The following is a 20,170-nucleotide window of genomic DNA, read 5'->3' as shown; positions in this document are numbered from 1 at the left end:
TTTTCGCGCGGCCTCCGCGTTTTCCCGGCGTACGTTTTCTCGGTTCCCGGACATGATGTCCGACCGAGGGGCTACGGTATGCACCCACAAGGTGACATGCAGCAACGCCGGGAGAAGCCTTGAGCGTTCCGTACGAGACAACAGCGTACGAACCAGCCGAGTCGCCCGAGTCTCCGGAGGAGCACCTCGCGCGACTGCTCGGTCGCGCCCTGAACTCGTTCGAGCTGCCTGACGAAGCCCTGCGGCGGCTCGACTGCGCCCTGGCCCACGACAGCTCGCTGCACTCCGCGCACCACAGCGCGGGTCTGCACCGGGAGACGTACCGGCACACCTGGCTGCTGGCCGACGGCTGCGCCCTCACGCTGTGGGAGCTCGTGCACAACACCGCGCCGGGCAGCGAGCCGCAGCACGAGGTGTATGTCGACGAGGAGGAGTTGCGCACCGCCACGGCCCGGCTGCCGCTGCCGGCGGATGCCCCGGACTTCGAACTGCCGGTACTGGTGCAGCTGGCGCCGGTCACCGCACCCCGTCATGTGTATGTGCCGGACGACTCGGCGGACCACGCGCGTCGGCTGCTGCGCCGCGCGGAGAACCCCGACCGGCCCGGCACGGACACGGCCGCGCTGCTGACGTCGGCGTTCGCGCACCAGATCACCCAGGCCTTCGGGCGCCCCTGCCGTGCGGGTCGTATCGGCCTCGGCTACTCGCTCTACGAGCATGCGTTCCTGCTGCGCGACGGCCGGGAGATCTCCCTGTGGGAGGTCGAGCACACGGCGACGCCCGACGGGCGGCACATGTGTGAGGTGTATCCGTCCGAGACGGCGGCCCGGGACGCGATGGAACGCCGGGCGGCACAGGTCTCCTGAGCAGGGGCGGGCGGATCGCCTCAGCAGGGGCGGGCGGATCGCCTGGGCTGGGGCAGGTCGCCTGAGCGGTGTGGACGCGCGTGGGCGTCAGCGGCCGCCGTCGAGTTGCCGTACGAGGCCCGCGAAGGCGTCCCGCTCCGCGGGGGTCAGTTCGACGCTCTCCAGATGGGGGCCGGTCTGCCGTTGGCTCGGGAGGGCCGGCAGGTCAGGGCGGGTGGGGAGCGCCGGAGGGTTGTCGGCACCGGAGCGGATGCGGCGCAGGATCCGGGTCAGGACGAGCAGCCAGGCGATGGACGCCACGGCGAGGACGGTCATGGCCGTCAGCTGAGTGGGCGTGAAATGCACAGGCATACCGCCCAGTACACACCACGGTCCGGGACGTTGGTCCCGGACCGTGATGTATCTCGCAGGCCACGCAGATCACGCTAAAGGCCTTTTTCCGCGTACGGAGTCACGGATCACCGCAGACAGTCGTGGAGAGCGACGCCGAGCACCGCGCCCCTTACGCGGCCACCGGCTGCTTCGTCTCCGCCGACGTGGCGGTCGCGGTCTCCTCCGTGCTCCCGGGTTCGGCGGCCCCGGGGGCCGGCTTGCGCAGGCCCTTGAGGACGACGACCACGGCCGTCGTCACGCACACGCCCGCCGCGATGGCGACCAGGTAGAGGAAGGCGTTGCCGATCAGCGGGATCACGAAGACGCCGCCGTGCGGAGCGCGGAGCGTGGCGCCGAACGCCATCGACAGGGCGCCGGTGACCGCGCCGCCCGCCATCGAGGCCGGGATGACGCGCAGCGGGTCGGCTGCGGCGAACGGGATCGCGCCCTCGGAGATGAAGGAGGCGCCCAGGACCCAGGCGGCCTTGCCGTTCTCCCGCTCGGTCGGGGTGAAGAGCTTCTTGCGGACGGTCGTCGCGAGTGCCATGCCCAGCGGCGGGACCATGCCCGCGGCCATCACTGCGGCCATGACCTTCATCGCGGAGTCGCTGGGGTCCTGGACGGCGATACCGGCCGTGGCGAAGGCGTATGCGACCTTGTTGACGGGGCCGCCGAGGTCGAAGCACATCATCAGGCCGAGCAGGACGCCGAGCAGGACGGCGTTCGTGCCGGACAGGCCCGACAGCCAGTCCGTCATGCCCTTCTGGGCCTCGGCGATGGGCTTGCCGATCACGACGAACATCAGGAAGCCGACGACCAGCGAGGAGATCAGCGGGATCACCACGACCGGCATGATGCCGCGCAGCACCGGCGGGATCTTGATCCGCTGGATCGCGAGGACGGTGCCGCCCGCCAGCAGACCTGCGGCCAGACCGCCGAGGAAGCCGGCGGCGATGTTGGAGGCGATCATGCCGCCGACGAAGCCGGGGACGAGTCCGGGGCGGTCGGCCATGCCGTAGGCGATGTAACCGGCGAGGACGGGGATGAGGAAGCCGAAGGCGACTCCGCCGATCTGGAACAGCAGGGCGCCCCAGCTGTCGACCTGGGTCCAGGAGAAGTGCTCCATGACCGAGGGCGCCTTGTTGATCTGCCAGCCGCCGATCGCGAACCCGAGAGCGATCAGCAGACCGCCCGCGGCGACGAACGGGACCATGTAGCTCACGCCGGTCATCAGCCACTTGCGCAGCTTGGTGCCGTAGCTGTCGCCGGACTCGCCAGTCCGCTCGACCGGTGTGCCGCCCTTGGCCGCCGCGCTGACCTCACCGCGCGCCGCCTTCCCGCGCACCTCGGTGATCAGTTCGGCGGGACGGTTGATGCCCGCCTTCACGCCGACGTCCACGGTGGGCTTGCCGGCGAAGCGGTCCTTGTCGCGTACGGGGACGTCGTGGGCGAAGATCACGCCGTCGGCGGCGGCGATGACGGCCGGGTCGAGGCGGGTGAAGCCGGCCGAGCCCTGCGTCTCGACGACCAGCTCGACGCCCGCGTCGCGGCCCGCGTTCTCCAGGGACTCGGCCGCCATGTAGGTGTGGGCGATGCCGGTCGGGCAGGAGGTGACGGCGACGATCCTGAAGGGACTCTCGGGTGCGGAGGCGGGTGCGGGGGCCGGGTCCGGGTCCTGGACCTGGGCCTGGCCCTGGGTGGTGGTGGCCGTGTCGGCGTCGGCGGAGGCCGCCGCCGACGCCGACACGGAGTCCTCTGAGGTGGGCGCGGACGCCGGAGCTGAGGCCGGAACGGACGCCGGGGCCGAGGCGGCCTCGGCCGCTGCCGCCGGGGCTTCCTCGCCGCGGATCAGCGCGGCCGCGGCGGCCGCGTCGCCGGCCGAGCGCAGTGCGTCGGTGAACTCGGCGTTCATCAGCTGACGGGCCAGCGACGACAGGATCGTCAGGTGGGCGTCGTCCGCGCCGGCCGGGGCGGCGATCAGGAAGATCAGGTCGGCGGGGCCGTCCGCCGCGCCGAAGTCGATGCCGGCGGCGCTGCGCCCGAAGGCGAGCGTCGGCTCCGTGACGTGTTCGCTGCGGCAGTGCGGGATGCCGATGCCGCCGTCGAGGCCGGTGGGCATCTGGGCCTCGCGGGCGGCGACGTCGGCGAGGAAGCCCTCCAGGTCGGTCACCCGGCCCAGGGACACCATGCGCTCGGCGAGGGATCGCGCCGCCGCTTCCTTCGTTGAGGCGGACAGGTCGAGGTCGACCAGGTCCGCGGTGATCATGTCGCTCATCGCGGGCTCCTTCGCACGCGTATCGCCCGGGGCGTGGGGTGGTGGGCGGGGGTGGGGACGGGGACAGAGGTGAAGCGGGGGGCGGAGGCGGGGCCGGGGAAACCCCGCCTCCGGGGGGCCGCAGGCGGGTTCGGGGCCTGCGTTCCCTGGTCAGCGGGGCGGCTCAGGGTGCCCCGCTGCCCGTCGTGGACGGCGAGTAACGAGGAGCCTCGCCGCGTCCCGGCCGCTGATGTGAACATTTCGGGCGACGTCAAGCGGGTCATGACACCGGCTCCTTCAGTTCGCGGTCCACCGGCACCTCGGTCGTGACCGTCACCGCCGCCGGGTCCAGGTCGGCCGGGGTCGGCATCACGCTGCCGGGCAGCTGGACGGCGGCGGCGCCGTGCGCGACGGCGGAGGCGAGCGCCGCCGGACCGCTGCCGCCGGCGATCAGGAAACCGGCGAGGGAGGAGTCGCCCGCTCCCACGTTGCTGCGTACGACGTCGACGCGTGCGCTCGCGAACCAGGTGCCCGTGTCCTCCACGAGCAGCTGCCCGTCGGCGCCCAGGCTTGCGAGCACGGCTCGGGCGCCCATCTCGCGCAGTTCCTCGGCCGCCTTCACCGCGTCACCCACGGTCGCCAGGGGGCGGCCGACGGCTTCCGCGAGCTCCTCGGCGTTGGGCTTCACCACGTCGGGCCGCTCGCGCAGCGCTTCGAGGAGCGCACGCCCCGAGGTGTCCAGCGCGATGCGCGCACCACCGGCGTGCGCCCGTGCGACCACCTCGGCGTACCAGGAGGGCGCGAGCCCGCGGGGCAGGCTGCCGCAGCAGGCGATCCAGTCGGCGTCGCGCGACTGCTCGCGGACCGTCTCCAGGAGCAGTTCCTGTTCCTCCAAGGACAGCTCCGGGCCGGGCGCGTTGATCTTCGTCAGGACGCCGTCCGACTCCGCGAGCGCGATGTTGGAGCGGGTGGCTCCGGCGACCGGGACCGGTGCGACCTCGATGCCCTGGGCGTCGAGGAGGTCGGCGACGAGTGCGCCCGGCGCACCACCCAGGGGCAGCACGGCGACCGTGCGCCGCCCGCCAGCGGATACGGCGCGCGAGACGTTCACGCCCTTGCCGCCCGGGTCCATCCGCTCGCCGGTGGCGCGGATGACCTCGCCGCGGTCGAGGGAGGGGACCTCGTAGGTACGGTCGAGGGACGGGTTGGGGGTGACGGTGAGGATCATGCCCGCGTTGCTCCGGCCCGCGTTGTTCATGCCGGTGCCGCTCGGGCTCGTACCGCTCGTCGTGCTGCTCATGCGCGTACTACTTCCGTGCCGCCGCGCTCGATCGCGGCCGCGTCGTCGGGGCTCAGCCCGCTGTCGGTGATCAGCAGGTCCACGTCGCTCAGGTCGCCGAAGCGGGCGAAGTGCTCCTGGCCGTGCTTGGAGGAGTCGGCGAGCAGCACCACGCGGCGCGCGGCGGCGACGGCCGCCCGCTTCACCGCGGCCTCGGCGAGGTCGGGGGTGGTCAGCCCGTGCTCGGCGGAGAAGCCGTTGGCGGCGACGAACAGGACGTCGGCGCGGATCTCGCCGTATGCGCGCAGCGCCCAGGCGTCCACGGCGGCGCGCGTCCGGTGCCGTACGCGCCCCCCGACGAGGTGGAGCTGCATGCCCGGGTGGTCCGCGAGGCGGGCCGCGATGGGCAGGCTGTGCGTGACGACGGTGAGCTCGGCCTCCAGTGGGAGGGCAGCGGCCAGGCGGGCGACCGTGGTGCCGGCGTCGAGGATCATCGTGCCCTCCGACGGCAGTTCCGTGAGGGCCGCCTTGGCGATGCGGTCCTTCTCGCCGGCGGAGGTGCCCTCGCGCTCGGCGAGATCCGGTTCGAAGTCAAGGCGTCCGACCGGTATGGCACCGCCGTGCACGCGACGCACCAGGCCCGCACGGTCGAGGGCCTTCAGATCGCGGCGGATCGTCTCCGCCGTGACCTGGAACTCCTCGGCCAGCGACAGGACGTCCACCCGGCCGCCGTCACGGGCGAGCCGCAGGATCTCCTGCTGCCGCTCCGGTGCGTACATGTCCGTTCGCCTCCGACCCTTACCAGGTTTATGCCCGAACTTGTGGTTTCGTCACGGAGGCTACGCCCGGATTTCCGGAAAGTAAACAGGTTCGGACCCGATTCGGGCATGAACGGACTTCCGTCCCACGATCGACCGCCCACCACCGCCCGGTCCGGCGTCGCCCGGTCCGGCGTCGACAGGTCCGGCACCGACAGGTCCGGCACCGACAGGTCCGGCACCGGCAGGTCCGCCGGACGCCCGGTCCGGCGTCGCCCGAGGCCGAGCTCTCGGCCCTGCCCTGTGGCGGCATGGCGAAGGGCCCCGCACCTGGGGTGCCGGGCCCTTCGCCTGGGGAGTGCGTGGGTCAGGTCATCCCACAAGCTCCGTCTCCCGCTCGTGCTCCCCGCCAGACGAGCCCTCCCCGCCACGGGTGCTCTCCTCGCCACGGGTGCTCCCCTCGCCGCGGGAGGCGTCCTCGCCATGGGAGGCGTCCCCGTCGTGGGAGGCGTCCTCGATCGCGCCCTCCACGTGCTGTGCCGGACGCTTCGGCAGGGCGAACATCAGCAGGAAGATCGCGAACATCACCAGGGCCACCCAGCCCAGGGCGTGCTGGAAGGCGTTCACGAAGGCGGGACGCACCTGGACCGGGGTCAGCCGGTCGCCGATCTCACCGAAGAAGACGACCGCGACGAGGCCGAGGCCGAGCGCGTTGCCCATCTGCTGGACGGTGTTGATGAGCCCGGACGCCGAACCGGCGTGCTCGCGCGGCACCTCCGACAGCACCGCGTCCGTCAGCGGGGCGACGATCAGGCCCATGCCGAGGCCCATCACGACCAGCGGGAGCGCCATCTGCCACGGGGCGATGGCGAGGCCGTAGCGCTCGGACTCCCAGATGTACAGGAGCACACCGGCACCCATGGCCAGGGCGCCCGTCTGGAGCACCTTGCGTCCGAAGCGCGGGACAAGCTGCTGGACGGACAGCCCCGCGGCCAGCGAGACGGCGATCGAGAACGGCACCCCGGTCAGGCCGGCCTTCAGCGGGCTCCAGCCCAGGCCGGTCTGCATGTACAGCGTCCAGACCAGGAAGAACACGCCGAGGCCGACCCCGAAGACGGTCTGCACGGCGATGCCGGCCGCGAAGCTCTTCACCCGGAAGAGGGAGAGCTCGATCAGCGGCGAGCCGTCCCGTGCGCCCTTGCGCCGCTCGTAGGCGACGAGCGCCCCGAAGACGGCGAGCGAGCCGGCCATCGACACGTACCCCCACACCGGCCAGCCCAGCTCACGGCCGCGGGTGAGCGGGTAGAGCAGCATGAGCAGTCCGACGACGACCAGGACGACTCCGACGAGGTCCAGCTTCAGCGCCTTCGGGGCCTTGGACTCCGTGATGAAGCGGCTGCCGAGGATCAGTCCGGCGATGCCGACCGGCAGGTTGATGAGGAAGATCGGCCGCCACTCGAGACCGAACAGGTTCCACTCCGTCAGCAGCGCGCCGAGCAGCGGTCCGGAGACGGCCCCCAGCCCCACGACCGCGCCGAAGAGCCCGAACACCTTCCCGCGCTCGTGCGCCGGGAACGTGGCGTGCACGATCGACAGCACCTGCGGGACCATCATCGCCGCCATGCCGCCCTGGAGGATGCGGGATGCGACCAGCATCTCCGGGTTCGCGGCGAGACCGCACAGCGCGGAAGCGAGGGTGAAGCCTCCGATGCCGACGAGGAACAGCCGCTTGCGGCCGTGGATGTCGCCGAGCCGCCCGCCGGTGATGAGTCCCGCGGCGAAGGCGAGGGCGTAACCGGCGGTGATCCACTGGATCTGGCTCCAGGAGGCACCCGCGTCCTGCTGGATGGAGGGGATGGCGATGTTGACGATCGTGACGTCGACGAGGTCCATGAAGGCCGCGGTCATCACGATGGCGAGTGCGAACCAGCGGCGGCGGTCACCCGGGGTCTTCTCGGGGACGGAAGGGGCCGACTGCTCGTCGGTGGAGGTCTCCGTGGAGGTCATGGTGTGACAGTAGGACCGCATTAGGTCAGATCGTGTCCTAGTGGTGCGGCATCCTCGGTTGCATGACGACGGACACTCCGGCTCGGCTGCTGCAGCTCCTCTCCCTCCTCCAGACGCCCCGCGAATGGCCCGGCGGCGAACTCGCCGACCGGCTCGGGGTGTCCCGCCGCACGGTCCGGCGGGACGTCGACCGGCTGCGCGAACTGGGGTATCCCGTGCAGGCGTCCAAGGGCTCGGACGGCGGGTACCGGCTGGTCGCGGGCAAGGCGATGCCGCCGCTCGTGCTCGACGACGAGGAGGCGGTGGCGATCGCGGTCGGGCTGCGGGCGGGCGCCGGGCACGCACTGGAGGGGGTCGACGAGGCGTCCGTACGGGCCCTGGCCAAGCTGGAGCAGGTGCTGCCGGCCCGGCTGCGTCACCGCGTGTCCGTCCTCCAGGCCGCGACCACACCGCTGACCAGCGGAGACGGCGCGAGCATCGCACCCGAGACGCTGACCGTCATCGCGTCCACGGTGGCCGGACAGGAGCGGTTGCGGTTCGCCTACTGCGCGAAGGACGGCACGCAGACGCGCCGCCTGACCGAGCCCTACCGGCTCGTGTCCACGGGCCGACGGTGGTACCTGGTGGCGTACGACCTCGACCGCGACGACTGGCGGACGTTCCGCGTCGACCGGATCCAGGACCCGTTCGCGACCGGCGCCCGCTTCACACCGCGGGAACTGCCGACGGGCAGCGCCGCGGAATATCTCCGGCGGTCCATCCAACGACGCCCGGACGCCGGCGAGTACGAACTCGACGTCACCTTCGACGCCCCGGCCGAGTTCGTGGCGACGCGGCTGTCGGCCTCGCTGGGAACGCCGGTCGCCCACCCGCCGGAGAACGGCGAGAACGGCTGCCGCCTGCGCAGCTCGACCAGCGACCCGGTGGAGTGGGTGGCGGTACGACTCGCCATGCTGGGTTGCGAGTTCTCGGTCCGCCGACCGGCGGAACTGGTGGAGTCCGTACGGGAGTTGGGGGGACGGTTGGGGCGGGCGGCGGGTGGGTGAGCGGGCACCCCGCCCGGCGATCGGGCAGACGGGTGGGTGAGCGGGCGGACGGGTGGGGGATCGGGCAGACAGGCGGGTGAGCGGGCAGACGGGCGGGCGGCCGGGTGCGAGTGTGGGTGAGCGCGTGGGCGGGCGAGCCGCGCGGGGTGAGCGGGCTGGGTAAGAGGGCGGCCGGTCAGGGCTGTTGAGGCGACTCCGTCGGGCGCTTCGCCGGCCGCCCTGTCGGCCTCTCCGTCGGCCATTTCAGCCGACCTGCCCACCTGCCGCCCCTACGCCGGCCCTGCTGTAGGCCTCTCCGCCTGCCCCTGCGGCGGCCCCGCAGTCGGCCTCTCCGGCCGCCCCTACGTCGGCCCCCTACGTCGGCCCCTGCGGCGGCCCCTGCGCCGGCCCCTGCGCCGGCCCCGCTGTCGGCCTCTCCGCGGGTCCCTGCGGCGATCTTTCAGCCGGCCCTTCTTCCCACGTGAAGCCCCGCAGGGACCGCAGGTTGTGCAGGGCCAGTTCTGCCGGGCCCTGGGGGCCGGTGGGCGGGGTGCTGCTCGCCGCCCAGCTCTCGACCGCGACCCGGACGGTGGCGCTGGCCACCGCTGCGGTGAAGCGCTGGTGCGGTGAGGCAACGTTGTCGGGGGCACTGCTGGGCGACGGGGCGGCCGTGGGCGTTGTGGCGGCGGCCTGCACCCGCTCCGCCAGCACCTCTGCGAGCGTGGTCTCCGAGGTGTGGCAGACCTCCGCCCAGACCTTGCCGAGCGCGGGACTCGTTCCGGCCAGCCGGATCAGCGTGCGGACCCACTCCCAGGACGCCGCCGACACTCCACGACCGGGGACGAGGGTGTGTCGTACGGCGTGCTCCAGCGCCTCCGGGACGGGCAGTTCGGCAGGGGCGTCGCGCACTGCCTCCGCCCAGCGCTGGGCGCCCGCCGCGTAGAGCGGGGTGACGGCTTCCTCCTTCGTCGCGAAGTACCGGTAGAAGGTGCGCGGGGCGATGCCTGCGGCCTGGGCGATGTCCTCGGCGCGGGTGGCCTTCAGGCCCCGGCTGACGAAGAGGCCGGCCGCCGCCCGGGCGATCTCCATGCGGGTCGCCGCTTTGCGCCGCTCGGTCAGCGAAGCCTGGGCGGAGGGGGAGGTGGAGCTGATCACCTCGGCAGGCTATGCCCATGTGGCACAATCTGCCATTCGGGCGGGCCACCCCGTGGTTCAGGTACGGGGTGTCCCGCCCTTCGGCGTGCCCGCCCGCTTTCGGTACCCCGCGCCGGGCGTGTGCGCCCGCAATCCCCGCCCGGGACCACGGCCCCCGCCCGGGACCACGATCCCCACTCGCGGGACGAACTCGGGGGCGAACTCGCGGAACGAACCCAGGGGGCTAACTCGGGGGACAAGAGGGAGCCGGGCCCCGGCGCCTGGGGGGAGAGGCGCCGAAGCCCGGCTCGGGGAGAGTCCCGGCGCCGGGGGGATGTGCGTCGGGACTTGGCTCACGTAGGACAAAGATCTCGGAGGAAGCTGCAGGGTCCGGTCGACCCGAACTCCCGTGCCGACCTGAACTCCCGTGCTCTGAAGTCTTGTTCCCGCACTCCTCCTGGTTGAAGCGGCGTTCCCACGCCATGTTTGCGCGGCCCTCCACCACCCGGCGTACGCGGGCGGAAACCCAGCACCAGGCAACGCCCGAGGCCCACTCACCCCAGCCTCGGCCCCAGTCGGCCGCCGCGACCCGGCTCCCCAGCCGCTCGGCGCGGGACCCGCCCCATGGGCAGCGACACCGGCCCGGCCGAGCCACACGCCCCGCCCGACGGGACGGGCAGACGCACCGGACCAGCCGGCCGCACGGGCCTGCCGCCGAGCCGGGCATCAGCCCACCCCGACCTCCGGTACCGCCCCGCCCGGCCGGACATCAAGCACACCCGAGCCGCACGCTGAGACTCGCCCAGCCCGACCCAGCAGTCGCCCAGCCCCGCCCGCTGCCCAGCCCGGTCCTGCCTAGCCCGGCCCAGTCCGCCGCCCGGCCCAGCGCGGTCCAGTCCCGCCCGGCCCGGTCCAGCCCATCCAGCCCAGCCCAGTCCCGGCGGTCCAGGCCACCCGGCCCCGCCCGGCCCAGCCCACTCCCACCCGGTCCAGGCCAGCCCGGCGGAGCGCAGGCGCCGCGCGCCGTGCGTTATGCCGCTGCTTCGAAGCCGGTGTCGCGGGCGAGTTTCTTCAGTTCCAGGAGGGCGTGCTTTTCGATCTGGCGGATGCGTTCCCTGGTCAGGCCGTGTTCCTTGCCGACCTCGGTGAGGGTGCGCTCGCGGCCGTCGTCGATGCCGTACCGCATCTTGATGATGGACGCCGTGCGCGGGTCGAGGCGGTCGATCAGGCCGTCCAGTTCCTCGCTGCGCAGCAGGGTCAGGACGGACTGTTCGGGCGAGACCGCGGAGGTGTCCTCCAGCAGGTCGCCGAACTGTGTGTCGCCGTCGTCGTCGACCGACATGTTCAGCGAGACCGGGTCACGGGCCCAGTCCAGGACGTCCGTGACGCGCTCCGGCGTGGAGCCGAGCTCGGTCGCGATCTCGGCGGGCTCCGGGTCGCGGCCGTTCTCCCGGTTGAACTCGCGCTGCACGCGCCGGATCCGGCCCAGCTCCTCCACGAGGTGGACGGGCAGGCGGATCGTGCGCGACTGGTCCGCTATCGAGCGGGTGATGGCCTGCCGGATCCACCAGGTCGCGTACGTGGAGAACTTGAAGCCCTTGCGGTAGTCGAACTTCTCGACCGCGCGTACCAGACCTGCGTTGCCCTCCTGGATGAGGTCGAGGAGGGGCAGACCGCTGCGGGGGTAGCGGCGGGCGACCGCGACGACCAGGCGGAGGTTGGATCGGATGAAGACGTCCTTGGCCCGCTCGCTGTCGGCGACCAGGGCCTCGAGCTCCTCACGGGAGGCGTCCGCCTTGGACTCCTCCTCGCCGTCGAGGACCTGCTGCGCGAAGACGCCCGCCTCGATGATCTGGGACAACTCGACTTCCTTGGCGGCGTCGAGCAGCGGTGTACGCGCGATCTCGTCGAGGTACATGCCGACCAGGTCGCGGTCGGCGATCTCGCCGCCATGGGCGCGAACACTGCGGGCCGCGTCGGTCGTCCCGCCAGTGGCGGACTTGCGACGGGCGACGGCACGGGTTGCCATGCGTGCTCCCTTGCGATGGAGGTTCAGCGGGTGGCCTTCGGACGCTCGGCGTCTCGGAGGTTTCGAAAGCCCTGGAACTGAAGCCTGGAACTCTCGGAACTCTCCTCGTGTGCCCTGCATCCGATGGAAACAACGACTGGAATCAGGACAGAATTCCCAACCCGCACCCCGATTTTTATGATCATGCAGTACCCTGTCCGACCACGCGGGGAGGCGCGATGCCGTCAGGACCTAAAGAGGTGCAGGTCAGACCGGGAGTCGAAGGTGATCTCGACGCCCTCACGCGCCTCTACAACCACTACGTACATGAGACGTCCATCACATTCGACACGGCGGTTTTCACTCCGGAAGAGCGACGTCCTTGGCTGCTCTCCCACCCTGAAGACGGGCCGTACCGCCTGATGGTTGCCACAGAGGCGGACTCACAGGACATCCGGGGGACCTCACAGGAAATCCTCGGCTACGCCACATCCAGCCCTTACCGGCCGAAGGCGGCGTACTCCACCTCGGTGGAGGTGACGGTCTACGTCGCCCCGCACGCCGGCCGGCGCGGCATCGGCACGCTCCTGTACGAGGCGCTCTTCGAGGCGCTGGCCGGCGAGGACGTGCACCGGGCGTACGCGGGCATCGCGCAACCGAACGAAGCGTCCGCGCGGCTGCACGAACGCTTCGGTTTCCGGCATGTCGGCACCTACCGGGAGGTGGGCCGCAAGTTCGGCCGCTACTGGGACGTCGCCTGGTACGAGAAGGACCTCTAGACAGGACCTCTAGGCGGGACCTCCAGGCGGGACCTCTAGACAGGACCTGTCGGCCGGCCTCAGCCGAACTGCACCGACCGCTTCGCCATTCCCCCCCAGAACCCGTCGATCACCGACTTCTGCGCGTCCAGCTCGCCGGACACCTCCGCCGCGCCCATGGTCACGAAGAGCGGGGCGAAGTGCTCGGTGCGCGGGTGGGCGTACCGGCCGGCCGGGGCCTTGTGGAGGAAGTCCAGCAGACTGTCCCAGTCGCGGGCCTCCAGTGCGCGCCTGCCCCAGTCGTCGAACTCGGAGGACCAGGTCGGCACGCCCGGGCCTGTGTGCCGTAGCGCGGCCAGGTTGTGGGTGAAGAAGCCGGAGCCGACGATCAGGACGCCCTCGTCACGCAGGGGCGCCAGCTTGCGGCCGATCTCCATGAGCTTGACGGGGTCGAGGGTCGGCATGGAGATCTGCAGGACGGGGATGTCGGCGGTCGGGAACATCTCGACGAGCGGGACGTACGCGCCGTGGTCGAGGCCGCGGTCGGGGATGTCCTGTACGGGGATGCCCGGGGCGCGCAGCAGCTTGCGTACGCTCTCGGCGAGCTCCGGTGCGCCGGGGGCGTCGTACGTCACCCGGTAGTAGTGCTCGGGGAAGCCCCAGAAGTCGTAGACCAGGGGGACGGGGTCGACGGCGCCGAGGGCGAGCGGGGCCTCCTCCCAGTGGGCGGAGACCATGAGGATCGCCTTGGGGCGCGGCAGGTCTGCGGACCAGGCGGCGAGTTCGCCGGGCCAGATCGGGTCGTCGGCGAGCGGCGGGGCGCCGTGACTGAGGTAGAGCGCGGGCATGCGCCCCCGGGGAAGGGATCGTTCCTGGGGTACGGCGGTCATGGCGGTGACTCCTTCCGGGACCTCAGCCCCTCACTCCTGGCGTTCCTGGCACTCCTGGCGCTGCTGGCGCTGCTGGATCGTCAGGCTCTGTTGATTGAAACCTAAAACGTCAATGTCAGTGAGCATATTCCTAATTGATTTAATTTTCAAGGAGACGGCGTTTACCATGGAGTAATGACGACGGCATCCGTACCCACTGACGCTGACGAGCCCCGCTGGCTCACCGCCGAGGAGCAGCTCATCTGGCGTTCCTACGTGCACGCCACGACCCTCCTGGAAGACCATATGGACCGCCAGCTCCAGCGTGATGCGGGCATGCCACACGTCTATTACGGACTCCTGGTCAAGCTCGCCGAGTCCCCCCAGCGGCGACTGCGGATGACCGAGCTGGCCATGCACGCGAAGATCACCCGTTCCCGTCTCTCGCACGCCATCGCCCGCCTGGAGAAGAACGGCTGGGTCCGGCGCGAGGACTGCCCCTCCGACAAGCGCGGCCAGTTCGCCGTCCTGACCGACCAGGGCCTGGAGGTGCTCCGGCAGGCCGCACCGGGCCACGTCGCCATCGTCCGCAACGCGGTGTTCGACCGGCTCACCCCCGAACAGCAGAAGTCCCTCGGCGAGATCATGCAGATCATCGCCGAGGGACTTCAGCCCAACGAAGCGGGTGCCGACCTGCCCTGGCTGCGCTAACGGCCCCTGAAGGCCGGGCGCGCCAGAGCTACGCGCGTCAGTGGACCATCACCGGCACCGCGTCCTCGGCGTCCTCGGCCCCCGAGCCCGCGACCGCGCCCATGTCCGGCTTGCCGGTGTTGACGAGGGTCAGGGCGATCGTCGCGGCGGCGACCAGGATGCCGACGGCGAACCAGATGGCGCTGGTGTAGCCGTGCACCATGCCCTCCAGCTGCACCAGCTGCTGCTGGGGCCTGGAGGTGGCGCCGGCGACGTGGTCCTTGATGTACGAGGTCGTCGCGGACGCGGCGATCGTGTTCAGCAGCGCGGTGCCGATGGCGCCGCCCACCTGCTGCGAGGTGTTGACCATCGCGGAGGCGACACCGGCGTCCCGCGGCTCGACGCCCAGGGTGGCCAGGGACATGGCCGGCATGAACGCCGAGCCCATGCCGAGGCCGAGCAGCAGCATCCCCGGCAGCAGCACGGCCGCGTACGAGGTGTCGACCTCCAGCTGGGTCAGCAGCAGCATGCCGAGCGCGGCGACCAGGAAGCCCGGGCCCATCAGCAGACGCGGAGCGACCCGGGTCATCAGACGGGTGCCGATCTGGGTGGAGCCGGTGATCATGCCCGCGATCATCGGGAGGAAGGCGAAGCCGGTCTTGACCGGCGAGTAGCCCTTCACGATCTGCAGGTAGTAGGTCAGGAAGAGGAACAGACCGAACATCGCGATGATCGCGAGGCCGAGGGAGAGGTAGACACCGCCGCGGTTGCGCTCGGTGATCACGCGCAGCGGCAGCAGCGGAGCCTTGACCTTCGACTCGACGACCACGAAGGCGAGCAGCAGCACGGCGGACGCGGCGAACATGCCGATCGTCACCGAGTCGCTCCAGCCCTCGGACTCGGCGCGGGTGAAGCCGTAGACCAGCGCGACCAGGCCCAGGGTGGAGAGAATGACGCCCGGGATGTCGAGCGCGGAGCGGTTGCGGCCGCCCTCGGGCTCACGGATGACGAAGTAGGCGCCGGCCGCGGCGATGATCGCGAACGGGATGTTGACGAAGAACGTCCAGCGCCAGTCCAGGTACTCGGTGAGGAACCCGCCGAGGATCAGACCGACGGCGCCGCCACCACCGGCGATCGCGCCGTAGATGCCGAACGCCTTGGCGCGCTCCTTCGCGTCCGTGAACATCACGGCGAGCAGCGACAGAGCGGCGGGCGCGAGCAGCGCACCGAAGGCGCCCTGCAGGGCACGGGCACCGAACATCATCGCCTCGTTGGCGGCCGCGCCACCGAGCGCGGAGGCCGCGGCGAAGCCGCCGAGGCCGACGACGAAGGCGCGCTTACGGCCCCACAGGTCGGCTATGCGGCCGCCGAAGAGCAGCAGACCGCCGAAGGCGAGGGCGTAGGCGGTGACGATCCACTGCCGGTTGCCGTCGGAGATGCCCAGGTCCTGCTGCGCGGAGGGCATGGCGATGTTCACGATGGTCGCGTCGAGGACGACCATCAGCTGGGCGAGGGCGATGAAGGCCAGCGCTTTCCACCGGTTGGCGTCCGGCGCGGCGCCCGTCTTACCGGGGGCCTTCTGGGCTGTTTGAGACATGGGGATACCCGCTTCGGGACTTCGTGACGGAAAAAACGTGAGAAAAGGGAGCGGCTCGTCGTCGATGACAGCCGTTCGGGCACAACGTCTGTGGTCTGTGTGCTGAGTCTGTGGTCTGAGTCTGTGTGCTGGGTCTGTGTGCTGGGTCTGTGTGCTGAGTTCTGTGTGCTGACTTCCGCGACGCCGCGGACTAATCGCTCAGGACTGGCGCAGGTCCTCCATGGTCACGGCCGCTCCCGGCAGGACGGAGGGGGCCGGGGCCCGCAGCCCGTCCAGGAACAGCTGGAGGTGGCGGTGGACGAAGCGGTCGGCGCTCAGGCATCCGGTGCCGGCCGGGGGCCGGCTGAGCTGGGCCACCGCGATCATCACGTCCCCCACGCCGACGTCGGGCCTGAGCTGCCCGGCCGCCTTCGCGCGGTCCATGACCTCCTCGACGATCCGCTCGGCCCGTTCACGCGCGGCTTCGAGGTCGGGGTGGAACTGGTCGAAGGTGCTGGACATCATCGGGCAGAGCGCGCTGATCCGCTCGTCGGCGGAGGCGTGCACGAACCGCTCCAGGGCCCCGAACGCGTCACCGGTCTCGGCGAGGGCGACCTGTCCGGCGCGGACCGTGCGGTCCAGCACCGAGCAGACGACCTCACGGACCAGCGCGTCCCGGTCGGGGAAGTTGCGGTACACCGTGGCGTTGCCGACGCCGGCCCGGCGGGCGATGTCATCGAGCGGCACATCGGGGCCGAACTCGACGAACATCTCGCGGGCGGCGGTGACGATCCGCTCCCGGTTGCGCAGGGCGTCGGCGCGGGGCCGGGTCACCTTACGCGCGGTGGGGGTGGCGGTCGCGGTCTGCACGGCGTACTCCTGCTGAGTTCTGCGACGGGTTGCGATCCGGGGATGGAGTCCCCGTTTCACTCGGACACCTGACTAAACGGGGAAGAGGTCCCCGGTTATTTCCCGGACCGGAGACTTTCTCGATGTGACCTGAGCCACACCCTCGTGAGGCGACTACCACCCGGTAATCCACGATCGGTCTCCTCCAGCGCGCGCCCGCGTGCGCCCCGACACAGGGTGATCGCAAGGGTGCAGCCGGTGACCGGCGGCTGCCCGGAGCGAGAGGCCCCCCGCATGCAGCCGCAGCCCGTGCGCACCGCCCCGGCCCGCACAGGCGAGCCGCTCCGCCGTCGGATACGCCCGCGCCGCGCCGCCGCCCTCGCCTCGGTCACCGCCCTGACCCTGGCCGTCAGCACGTCGGCCGGCACGGGACACCTCCGGCCGTTCCCCGGCTCGGCGGCGGCCGGCGCGGGCCCGATCTCCCTGGCCCGCTCTTCCGCGCTCGCGCCCTGCATGATCAGCGGACGCTCGTCCGTCCAGATGTCCGAAGGGGTCCCGACCACCGGCGGCTACGCACGCTCCACCGGCACCGTCCGCGCCCTCACCCTGATGATCGACTTCTCGGACGCGCCCGGCCCGGGCAGCGCGCTGAACCGCTACCGCGAGTTCTTCCCGAAGACCGAGCAATGGTTTCACACAGCGTCCTACGGCCGCCTCGCCTACCACGCCGAGACCCCGATCCCGCACTGGCTGCGCATGCCCAAGTCGTTCCGCGCGTACGGCATACAGCGCGGCGCGCCCTTCGACCCCGGCTACCGCGAACTCGTCCAGGACATCGTGGCCGCCGCCGACCCGACCGTGGACTTCCGCGCGTACGACCTCCTGAACGTGCTGGTCACCCCGAACGCGGGCCCCTCCGCGCTGGACACGGTCCTGTCGGTGACGTTCGCCGGCAACACCGAGGCGCCGGTCGCCGACGGGGTGTCGGTGGCGAACGCGTCCTTCGTCTACTCCCGCCAGGACGACGGCTCCGGCTCCTACGACCGCACCGGCTACCGGGTCCTCCCGCACGAGAACGGCCATGTCTTCGGCCTGCCCGACCTCTACACCCAGGAGGGCGGGGGCGCGGTCGGCCACTGGGACATCATGAGCGAGGACTGGGGGGCCAACAACGACATGCTCGGCTGGCACAAGTGGAAGCTGGGCTGGCTGGACGCCTCCCAGATCGCCTGCGCGGCGACCCGCGGCACGAGGGAGTACCCACTGACCCCGCTCTCCCGCGCGGGCGGCCCGAAGCTGGTCTTCGTCCCGATCGACGGCCGCACCGGATACGCCGTCGAACTGCGCGCCCCCGGCGGCAACGACGAGGCGGTGTGCCGCCCGGGCGTCCTCATCTACAAGGTCGACGCCGACGTCGACACCGGCATGGGGCCGGTGACCGTCTACGACTCCCACACCGCCAGCGGCGGCTGCACCCGCAGCCCCAACGTCCACGCCGAACTCTCCGACGCACCCTTCACCCCGGGCGAGACGTTCAAGGACCCCAAACGCGGCATCCGGATCTCGGTGACAGGGACAGGGACAGGGACGGGGACGGGCACAGCGGCCGCCGAGGCGGGCCCGGAGGCCGGGACGCGGGCCGAGGCCGGGGCGGCTCCGGAGGGGGACTACCGGGTGCGGGTCACCAGGACGTAGCAGGTGCGGAGAACCCTGAGCCGGCCGGCGAGCACCGCGCACGCCCCCGGGCCGCTGCCCATCTCGCCGCCGACGGGACCCACCACATGAACACCCTGCCCAAGCCCTGATATCCGTCGCCCCCCGTTACGGTGTCCCGAACACCCTCCACGGGGAGCACACACCGCCCATGCCACTGCCCGACGCCGCCACGACGTCCCCCATCGACGACGCTGCCTCCAGCGACACCAGCACCCCCGCCGATACCCCCGCCGAAGCCGTGGCGCCGTTGATGCGGGGCGTCGCCGTGCTGCACCGGCTCACCGAGGCGAACGGCGGACTGAGCCTCAGCGCGCTCGAACGCGCCACGGGCCTGGCCCGCTCGACCGTCGACCGGATCGTGGCGACGCTCGCACGCATGGGATACGTCCGACTGAACGGCCGGGACGCGATCCTGACCCCGCGCGTCATGGAACTGGGCAACGCCTACCTGGCCGCCCTGCGCCTGCCCGCCCTGCTGGACGCCCGCGCGGACGCCCTCGCCGACGAACTCGACGAGTCGGTCTCCCTGGCGGTCGCCGACCGCGACGGCATCCGTTTCATCCACCAGGCGACCCGCCGCCGCGCGATGTCCCTGAGCTTCCGCATCGGCGACCTCCTCCCGGCCGAACGCACCGCCCCCGGACCGCTGTTCGCCACCGAGTGGACGGACGAGGACTGGCAGACCTGGCGCAGCCGCCGCACCACGGACCCCGAGAACCGAAACTTCCCGACGGTACCGCCGCTCCCCCACCACACCCCGGGGGGCGAGCCCGCCGACGAGGACGAGGCTGTCGTCGACGTCGACGTTGACGTTGACGTTGACGTTGACTTCGTACGAAGGACGGCGGAAGCGGCGTCCGCGCACCACGCCGTGGACGACCAGCTGATCGAACCGGGGCTGGTGGCGGTCTCCGTGCCCGTACGGGATCCGCGTACCGCCCGGATCGCGTGCGTGGCGAGCGTCGTCAGCCACACCAGCCGGCACACGGCGGCGGACCTGCGCGAAACGCTGCTCCCGCGCCTTCGGGCGGCCGTGGCGGCGATGGAGGACGATCTGCGCCACGCCCCGCCCCCGCACCCCGGACCGCCCCCCGCAGGCCTGGCGACCTGGACGGGCGCGTCCAAACAGGAACTCGGCCGGGAGTTCATCGAGTCCCTGGCCCGGGGCATGACCGTCCTGACCGCGTTCGGCGAGGGCAGGGCGGAACTGACCCTCACGGAGGTCGCGAAGGCGACGGGCCTGGCGAGAGCGACGGCCCGCCGCGCACTGATCACGTACGAGCACCTGGGCCTGGTGACCCCGACCCCGCACCGCGCCTTCGCCCTCACCCCCAGAGTCCTCGCGCTCGGCTTCCCGCCCCTCTCCCGCACGTCCCTCCCGCGCATCGCGACCCCCCACATGGCGACACTGGCGGCGCAGATCCAGGAGACGACGTCCCTGGCGATCCTGACCGACCGGGGCGACGAGATCCAGTTCACGGCCCAGGTGCCCGCGAGCCACGTCATGAGCGTGGACATCACGGTGGGGACGAGGCTGCCGGCGAGCGGAACGTCGATGGGCCGGGTGCTGCTGCCGAAGCACACGGGCGCGCCGACGTCGCCCGCACCGACGTCGCCCGCGCCCTCGTTCTACGCCCTGGTCGACGAGGAACTGGAACAGGGCGTACGCGCGATCGCCGTCCCGATCCGCGATCGGACGGGTCGCGTGATCGCCGCCCTCAACGCGGCGACCCACGTGGCCCGTCGCACGGCCGAGAGCTGCGTCCACGACATCCTCCCCGCCCTGATGTCCGCCGCCTCCCGCATCGAGACGGACCTCCACACAGCCTCCCGCTTCACCACAGTCCCCCTGACCTGACCCCCACGGGATCGGCGCAGGGGTGGCAGCGGCTTAGGTCCATCAGCCGAGTCCGACTCGGGCTGCGGTCGGGTCCGCGTGCCCGGCTGCGTCGCTAGCGTGGGCGACCAGTCACCCGGCCACCCAGTCACCAGCCACCCAGCCACCAGCC

16 protein-coding genes are annotated in these 20,170 nt (G+C 71.6%); 6 read left to right on the top strand and 10 right to left on the bottom strand.

Annotation, left to right across the window (positions count from 1 at the left end):
• The first annotated feature begins 119 nt into the window (after nt 1-119).
• Nucleotides 120-866 carry a DUF6227 family protein gene (locus tag ACZ5SK_RS11980; protein ID WP_361705987.1) on the top strand — a complete coding sequence of 249 codons (747 nt, stop codon included), beginning with the start codon at nt 120-122 and terminating at the stop codon, nt 864-866.
• Nucleotides 867-953: 87 nt separating this feature from the next.
• Here the strand turns inward: ACZ5SK_RS11980 and ACZ5SK_RS11975 are convergent, their stop codons facing one another.
• From ACZ5SK_RS11975 to ACZ5SK_RS11955, 5 genes are all read right to left on the bottom strand, one after another.
• A complete protein-coding gene (locus tag ACZ5SK_RS11975; protein ID WP_361705990.1) occupies nt 954-1,217 on the bottom strand; it encodes a hypothetical protein in 264 nt (87 codons plus the stop codon).
• 151 nt (nt 1,218-1,368) lie between these two features.
• Nucleotides 1,369-3,513 (bottom strand): PTS fructose transporter subunit IIABC, encoded by a 2,145-nt coding sequence (locus ACZ5SK_RS11970; RefSeq protein ID WP_468575895.1) that lies wholly within the window; start codon nt 3,511-3,513, stop codon nt 1,369-1,371.
• 259 nt (nt 3,514-3,772) lie between these two features.
• Nucleotides 3,773-4,720 (bottom strand): 1-phosphofructokinase, encoded by a 948-nt coding sequence (gene pfkB, locus ACZ5SK_RS11965; RefSeq protein ID WP_361706085.1) that lies wholly within the window; start codon nt 4,718-4,720, stop codon nt 3,773-3,775.
• 68 nt (nt 4,721-4,788) lie between these two features.
• Nucleotides 4,789-5,550 (bottom strand): DeoR/GlpR family DNA-binding transcription regulator, encoded by a 762-nt coding sequence (locus tag ACZ5SK_RS11960; protein ID WP_334579253.1) that lies wholly within the window; start codon nt 5,548-5,550, stop codon nt 4,789-4,791.
• A 351-nt stretch (nt 5,551-5,901) separates the two neighbouring features.
• Nucleotides 5,902-7,536 carry an MFS transporter gene (locus tag ACZ5SK_RS11955; protein ID WP_334579252.1) on the bottom strand — a complete coding sequence of 545 codons (1,635 nt, stop codon included), beginning with the start codon at nt 7,534-7,536 and terminating at the stop codon, nt 5,902-5,904.
• A 62-nt stretch (nt 7,537-7,598) separates the two neighbouring features.
• Here ACZ5SK_RS11955 and ACZ5SK_RS11950 point away from each other — a divergent pair, with 62 nt between their 5' ends.
• On the top strand, nt 7,599-8,582 hold the full coding sequence (locus ACZ5SK_RS11950) for a helix-turn-helix transcriptional regulator (RefSeq protein WP_334579251.1): 984 nt from the start codon (nt 7,599-7,601) through the stop codon (nt 8,580-8,582).
• A gap of 354 nt (nt 8,583-8,936) precedes the next feature.
• Here the strand turns inward: ACZ5SK_RS11950 and ACZ5SK_RS11945 are convergent, their stop codons facing one another.
• Nucleotides 8,937-9,650, bottom strand: a complete 714-nt coding sequence (locus ACZ5SK_RS11945; RefSeq protein WP_457494520.1) for a TetR/AcrR family transcriptional regulator — start codon at nt 9,648-9,650, stop codon at nt 8,937-8,939.
• 1,075 nt (nt 9,651-10,725) lie between these two features.
• The gene (locus tag ACZ5SK_RS11940) at nt 10,726-11,724 is read right to left on the bottom strand and encodes a sigma-70 family RNA polymerase sigma factor (RefSeq protein ID WP_334579250.1); all 999 of its coding nucleotides are present in this window, start codon (nt 11,722-11,724) and stop codon (nt 10,726-10,728) included.
• A 218-nt stretch (nt 11,725-11,942) separates the two neighbouring features.
• Here ACZ5SK_RS11940 and ACZ5SK_RS11935 point away from each other — a divergent pair, with 218 nt between their 5' ends.
• Nucleotides 11,943-12,482, top strand: coding sequence for a GNAT family N-acetyltransferase (locus ACZ5SK_RS11935; RefSeq protein ID WP_334579249.1), 540 nt, complete (start codon nt 11,943-11,945; stop codon nt 12,480-12,482).
• Between the two features lie 59 nt (nt 12,483-12,541).
• Here the strand turns inward: ACZ5SK_RS11935 and ACZ5SK_RS11930 are convergent, their stop codons facing one another.
• The gene (locus ACZ5SK_RS11930) at nt 12,542-13,351 is read right to left on the bottom strand and encodes a dioxygenase family protein (protein ID WP_334579248.1); all 810 of its coding nucleotides are present in this window, start codon (nt 13,349-13,351) and stop codon (nt 12,542-12,544) included.
• A 174-nt stretch (nt 13,352-13,525) separates the two neighbouring features.
• Between ACZ5SK_RS11930 and ACZ5SK_RS11925 the strand changes: the two genes are divergently transcribed.
• Nucleotides 13,526-14,041: a MarR family winged helix-turn-helix transcriptional regulator gene (locus tag ACZ5SK_RS11925; RefSeq protein ID WP_334579246.1), complete on the top strand. Its 516-nt coding sequence runs from the start codon at nt 13,526-13,528 to the stop codon at nt 14,039-14,041.
• A 37-nt stretch (nt 14,042-14,078) separates the two neighbouring features.
• On the opposite strand, the gene ACZ5SK_RS11920 is transcribed toward ACZ5SK_RS11925, so the two are convergent.
• Nucleotides 14,079-15,617, bottom strand: a complete 1,539-nt coding sequence (locus ACZ5SK_RS11920; protein WP_334579245.1) for an MFS transporter — start codon at nt 15,615-15,617, stop codon at nt 14,079-14,081.
• Nucleotides 15,618-15,815: 198 nt separating this feature from the next.
• Nucleotides 15,816-16,466 (bottom strand): TetR/AcrR family transcriptional regulator, encoded by a 651-nt coding sequence (locus tag ACZ5SK_RS11915; protein ID WP_334579244.1) that lies wholly within the window; start codon nt 16,464-16,466, stop codon nt 15,816-15,818.
• Nucleotides 16,467-16,739: 273 nt separating this feature from the next.
• On the opposite strand from ACZ5SK_RS11915, the gene ACZ5SK_RS11910 reads away from it, so the two are divergent.
• Both ACZ5SK_RS11910 and ACZ5SK_RS11905 read left to right on the top strand, forming a co-directional pair.
• The gene (locus ACZ5SK_RS11910; RefSeq protein WP_468416558.1) at nt 16,740-18,140 is read left to right on the top strand and encodes a M6 family metalloprotease domain-containing protein; all 1,401 of its coding nucleotides are present in this window, start codon (nt 16,740-16,742) and stop codon (nt 18,138-18,140) included.
• Nucleotides 18,141-18,309: 169 nt separating this feature from the next.
• Nucleotides 18,310-20,019, top strand: a complete 1,710-nt coding sequence (locus ACZ5SK_RS11905) for an IclR family transcriptional regulator domain-containing protein (protein WP_468575890.1) — start codon at nt 18,310-18,312, stop codon at nt 20,017-20,019.
• Nucleotides 20,020-20,170 lie beyond the last annotated feature (151 nt).

Source organism: Streptomyces sp. NPDC031474 (genome assembly GCF_055581185.1).
The sequence above is the reverse complement of the archived record's forward strand: the minus strand, read 5'-3'. Positions and strand labels throughout refer to the sequence as shown.

Excerpts from the sequence above, each read along its gene's own strand:
- ACZ5SK_RS11945 (WP_457494520.1), bottom strand. The coding sequence starts at position 9,650 with ATGGAGATCGCCCGGGCGGCGGCCGGCCTCTTCGTCAGCCGGGGCCTG.
- ACZ5SK_RS11940 (WP_334579250.1), bottom strand. The coding sequence starts at position 11,724 with ATGGCAACCCGTGCCGTCGCCCGTCGCAAGTCCGCCACTGGCGGGACG.
- ACZ5SK_RS11930 (WP_334579248.1), bottom strand. The coding sequence starts at position 13,351 with ATGACCGCCGTACCCCAGGAACGATCCCTTCCCCGGGGGCGCATGCCC.
- ACZ5SK_RS11910 (WP_468416558.1), top strand. The coding sequence starts at position 16,740 with ATGCAGCCGCAGCCCGTGCGCACCGCCCCGGCCCGCACAGGCGAGCCG.
- ACZ5SK_RS11955 (WP_334579252.1), bottom strand. The coding sequence starts at position 7,536 with ATGACCTCCACGGAGACCTCCACCGACGAGCAGTCGGCCCCTTCCGTC.
- ACZ5SK_RS11960 (WP_334579253.1), bottom strand. The coding sequence starts at position 5,550 with ATGTACGCACCGGAGCGGCAGCAGGAGATCCTGCGGCTCGCCCGTGAC.
- ACZ5SK_RS11925 (WP_334579246.1), top strand. The coding sequence starts at position 13,526 with ATGACGACGGCATCCGTACCCACTGACGCTGACGAGCCCCGCTGGCTC.
- pfkB (WP_361706085.1), bottom strand. The coding sequence starts at position 4,720 with ATGATCCTCACCGTCACCCCCAACCCGTCCCTCGACCGTACCTACGAG.
- ACZ5SK_RS11905 (WP_468575890.1), top strand. The coding sequence starts at position 18,310 with ATGCCACTGCCCGACGCCGCCACGACGTCCCCCATCGACGACGCTGCC.
- ACZ5SK_RS11935 (WP_334579249.1), top strand. The coding sequence starts at position 11,943 with ATGCCGTCAGGACCTAAAGAGGTGCAGGTCAGACCGGGAGTCGAAGGT.
- ACZ5SK_RS11950 (WP_334579251.1), top strand. The coding sequence starts at position 7,599 with ATGACGACGGACACTCCGGCTCGGCTGCTGCAGCTCCTCTCCCTCCTC.
- ACZ5SK_RS11920 (WP_334579245.1), bottom strand. The coding sequence starts at position 15,617 with ATGTCTCAAACAGCCCAGAAGGCCCCCGGTAAGACGGGCGCCGCGCCG.
- ACZ5SK_RS11970 (WP_468575895.1), bottom strand. The coding sequence starts at position 3,513 with ATGAGCGACATGATCACCGCGGACCTGGTCGACCTCGACCTGTCCGCC.
- ACZ5SK_RS11975 (WP_361705990.1), bottom strand. The coding sequence starts at position 1,217 with ATGCCTGTGCATTTCACGCCCACTCAGCTGACGGCCATGACCGTCCTC.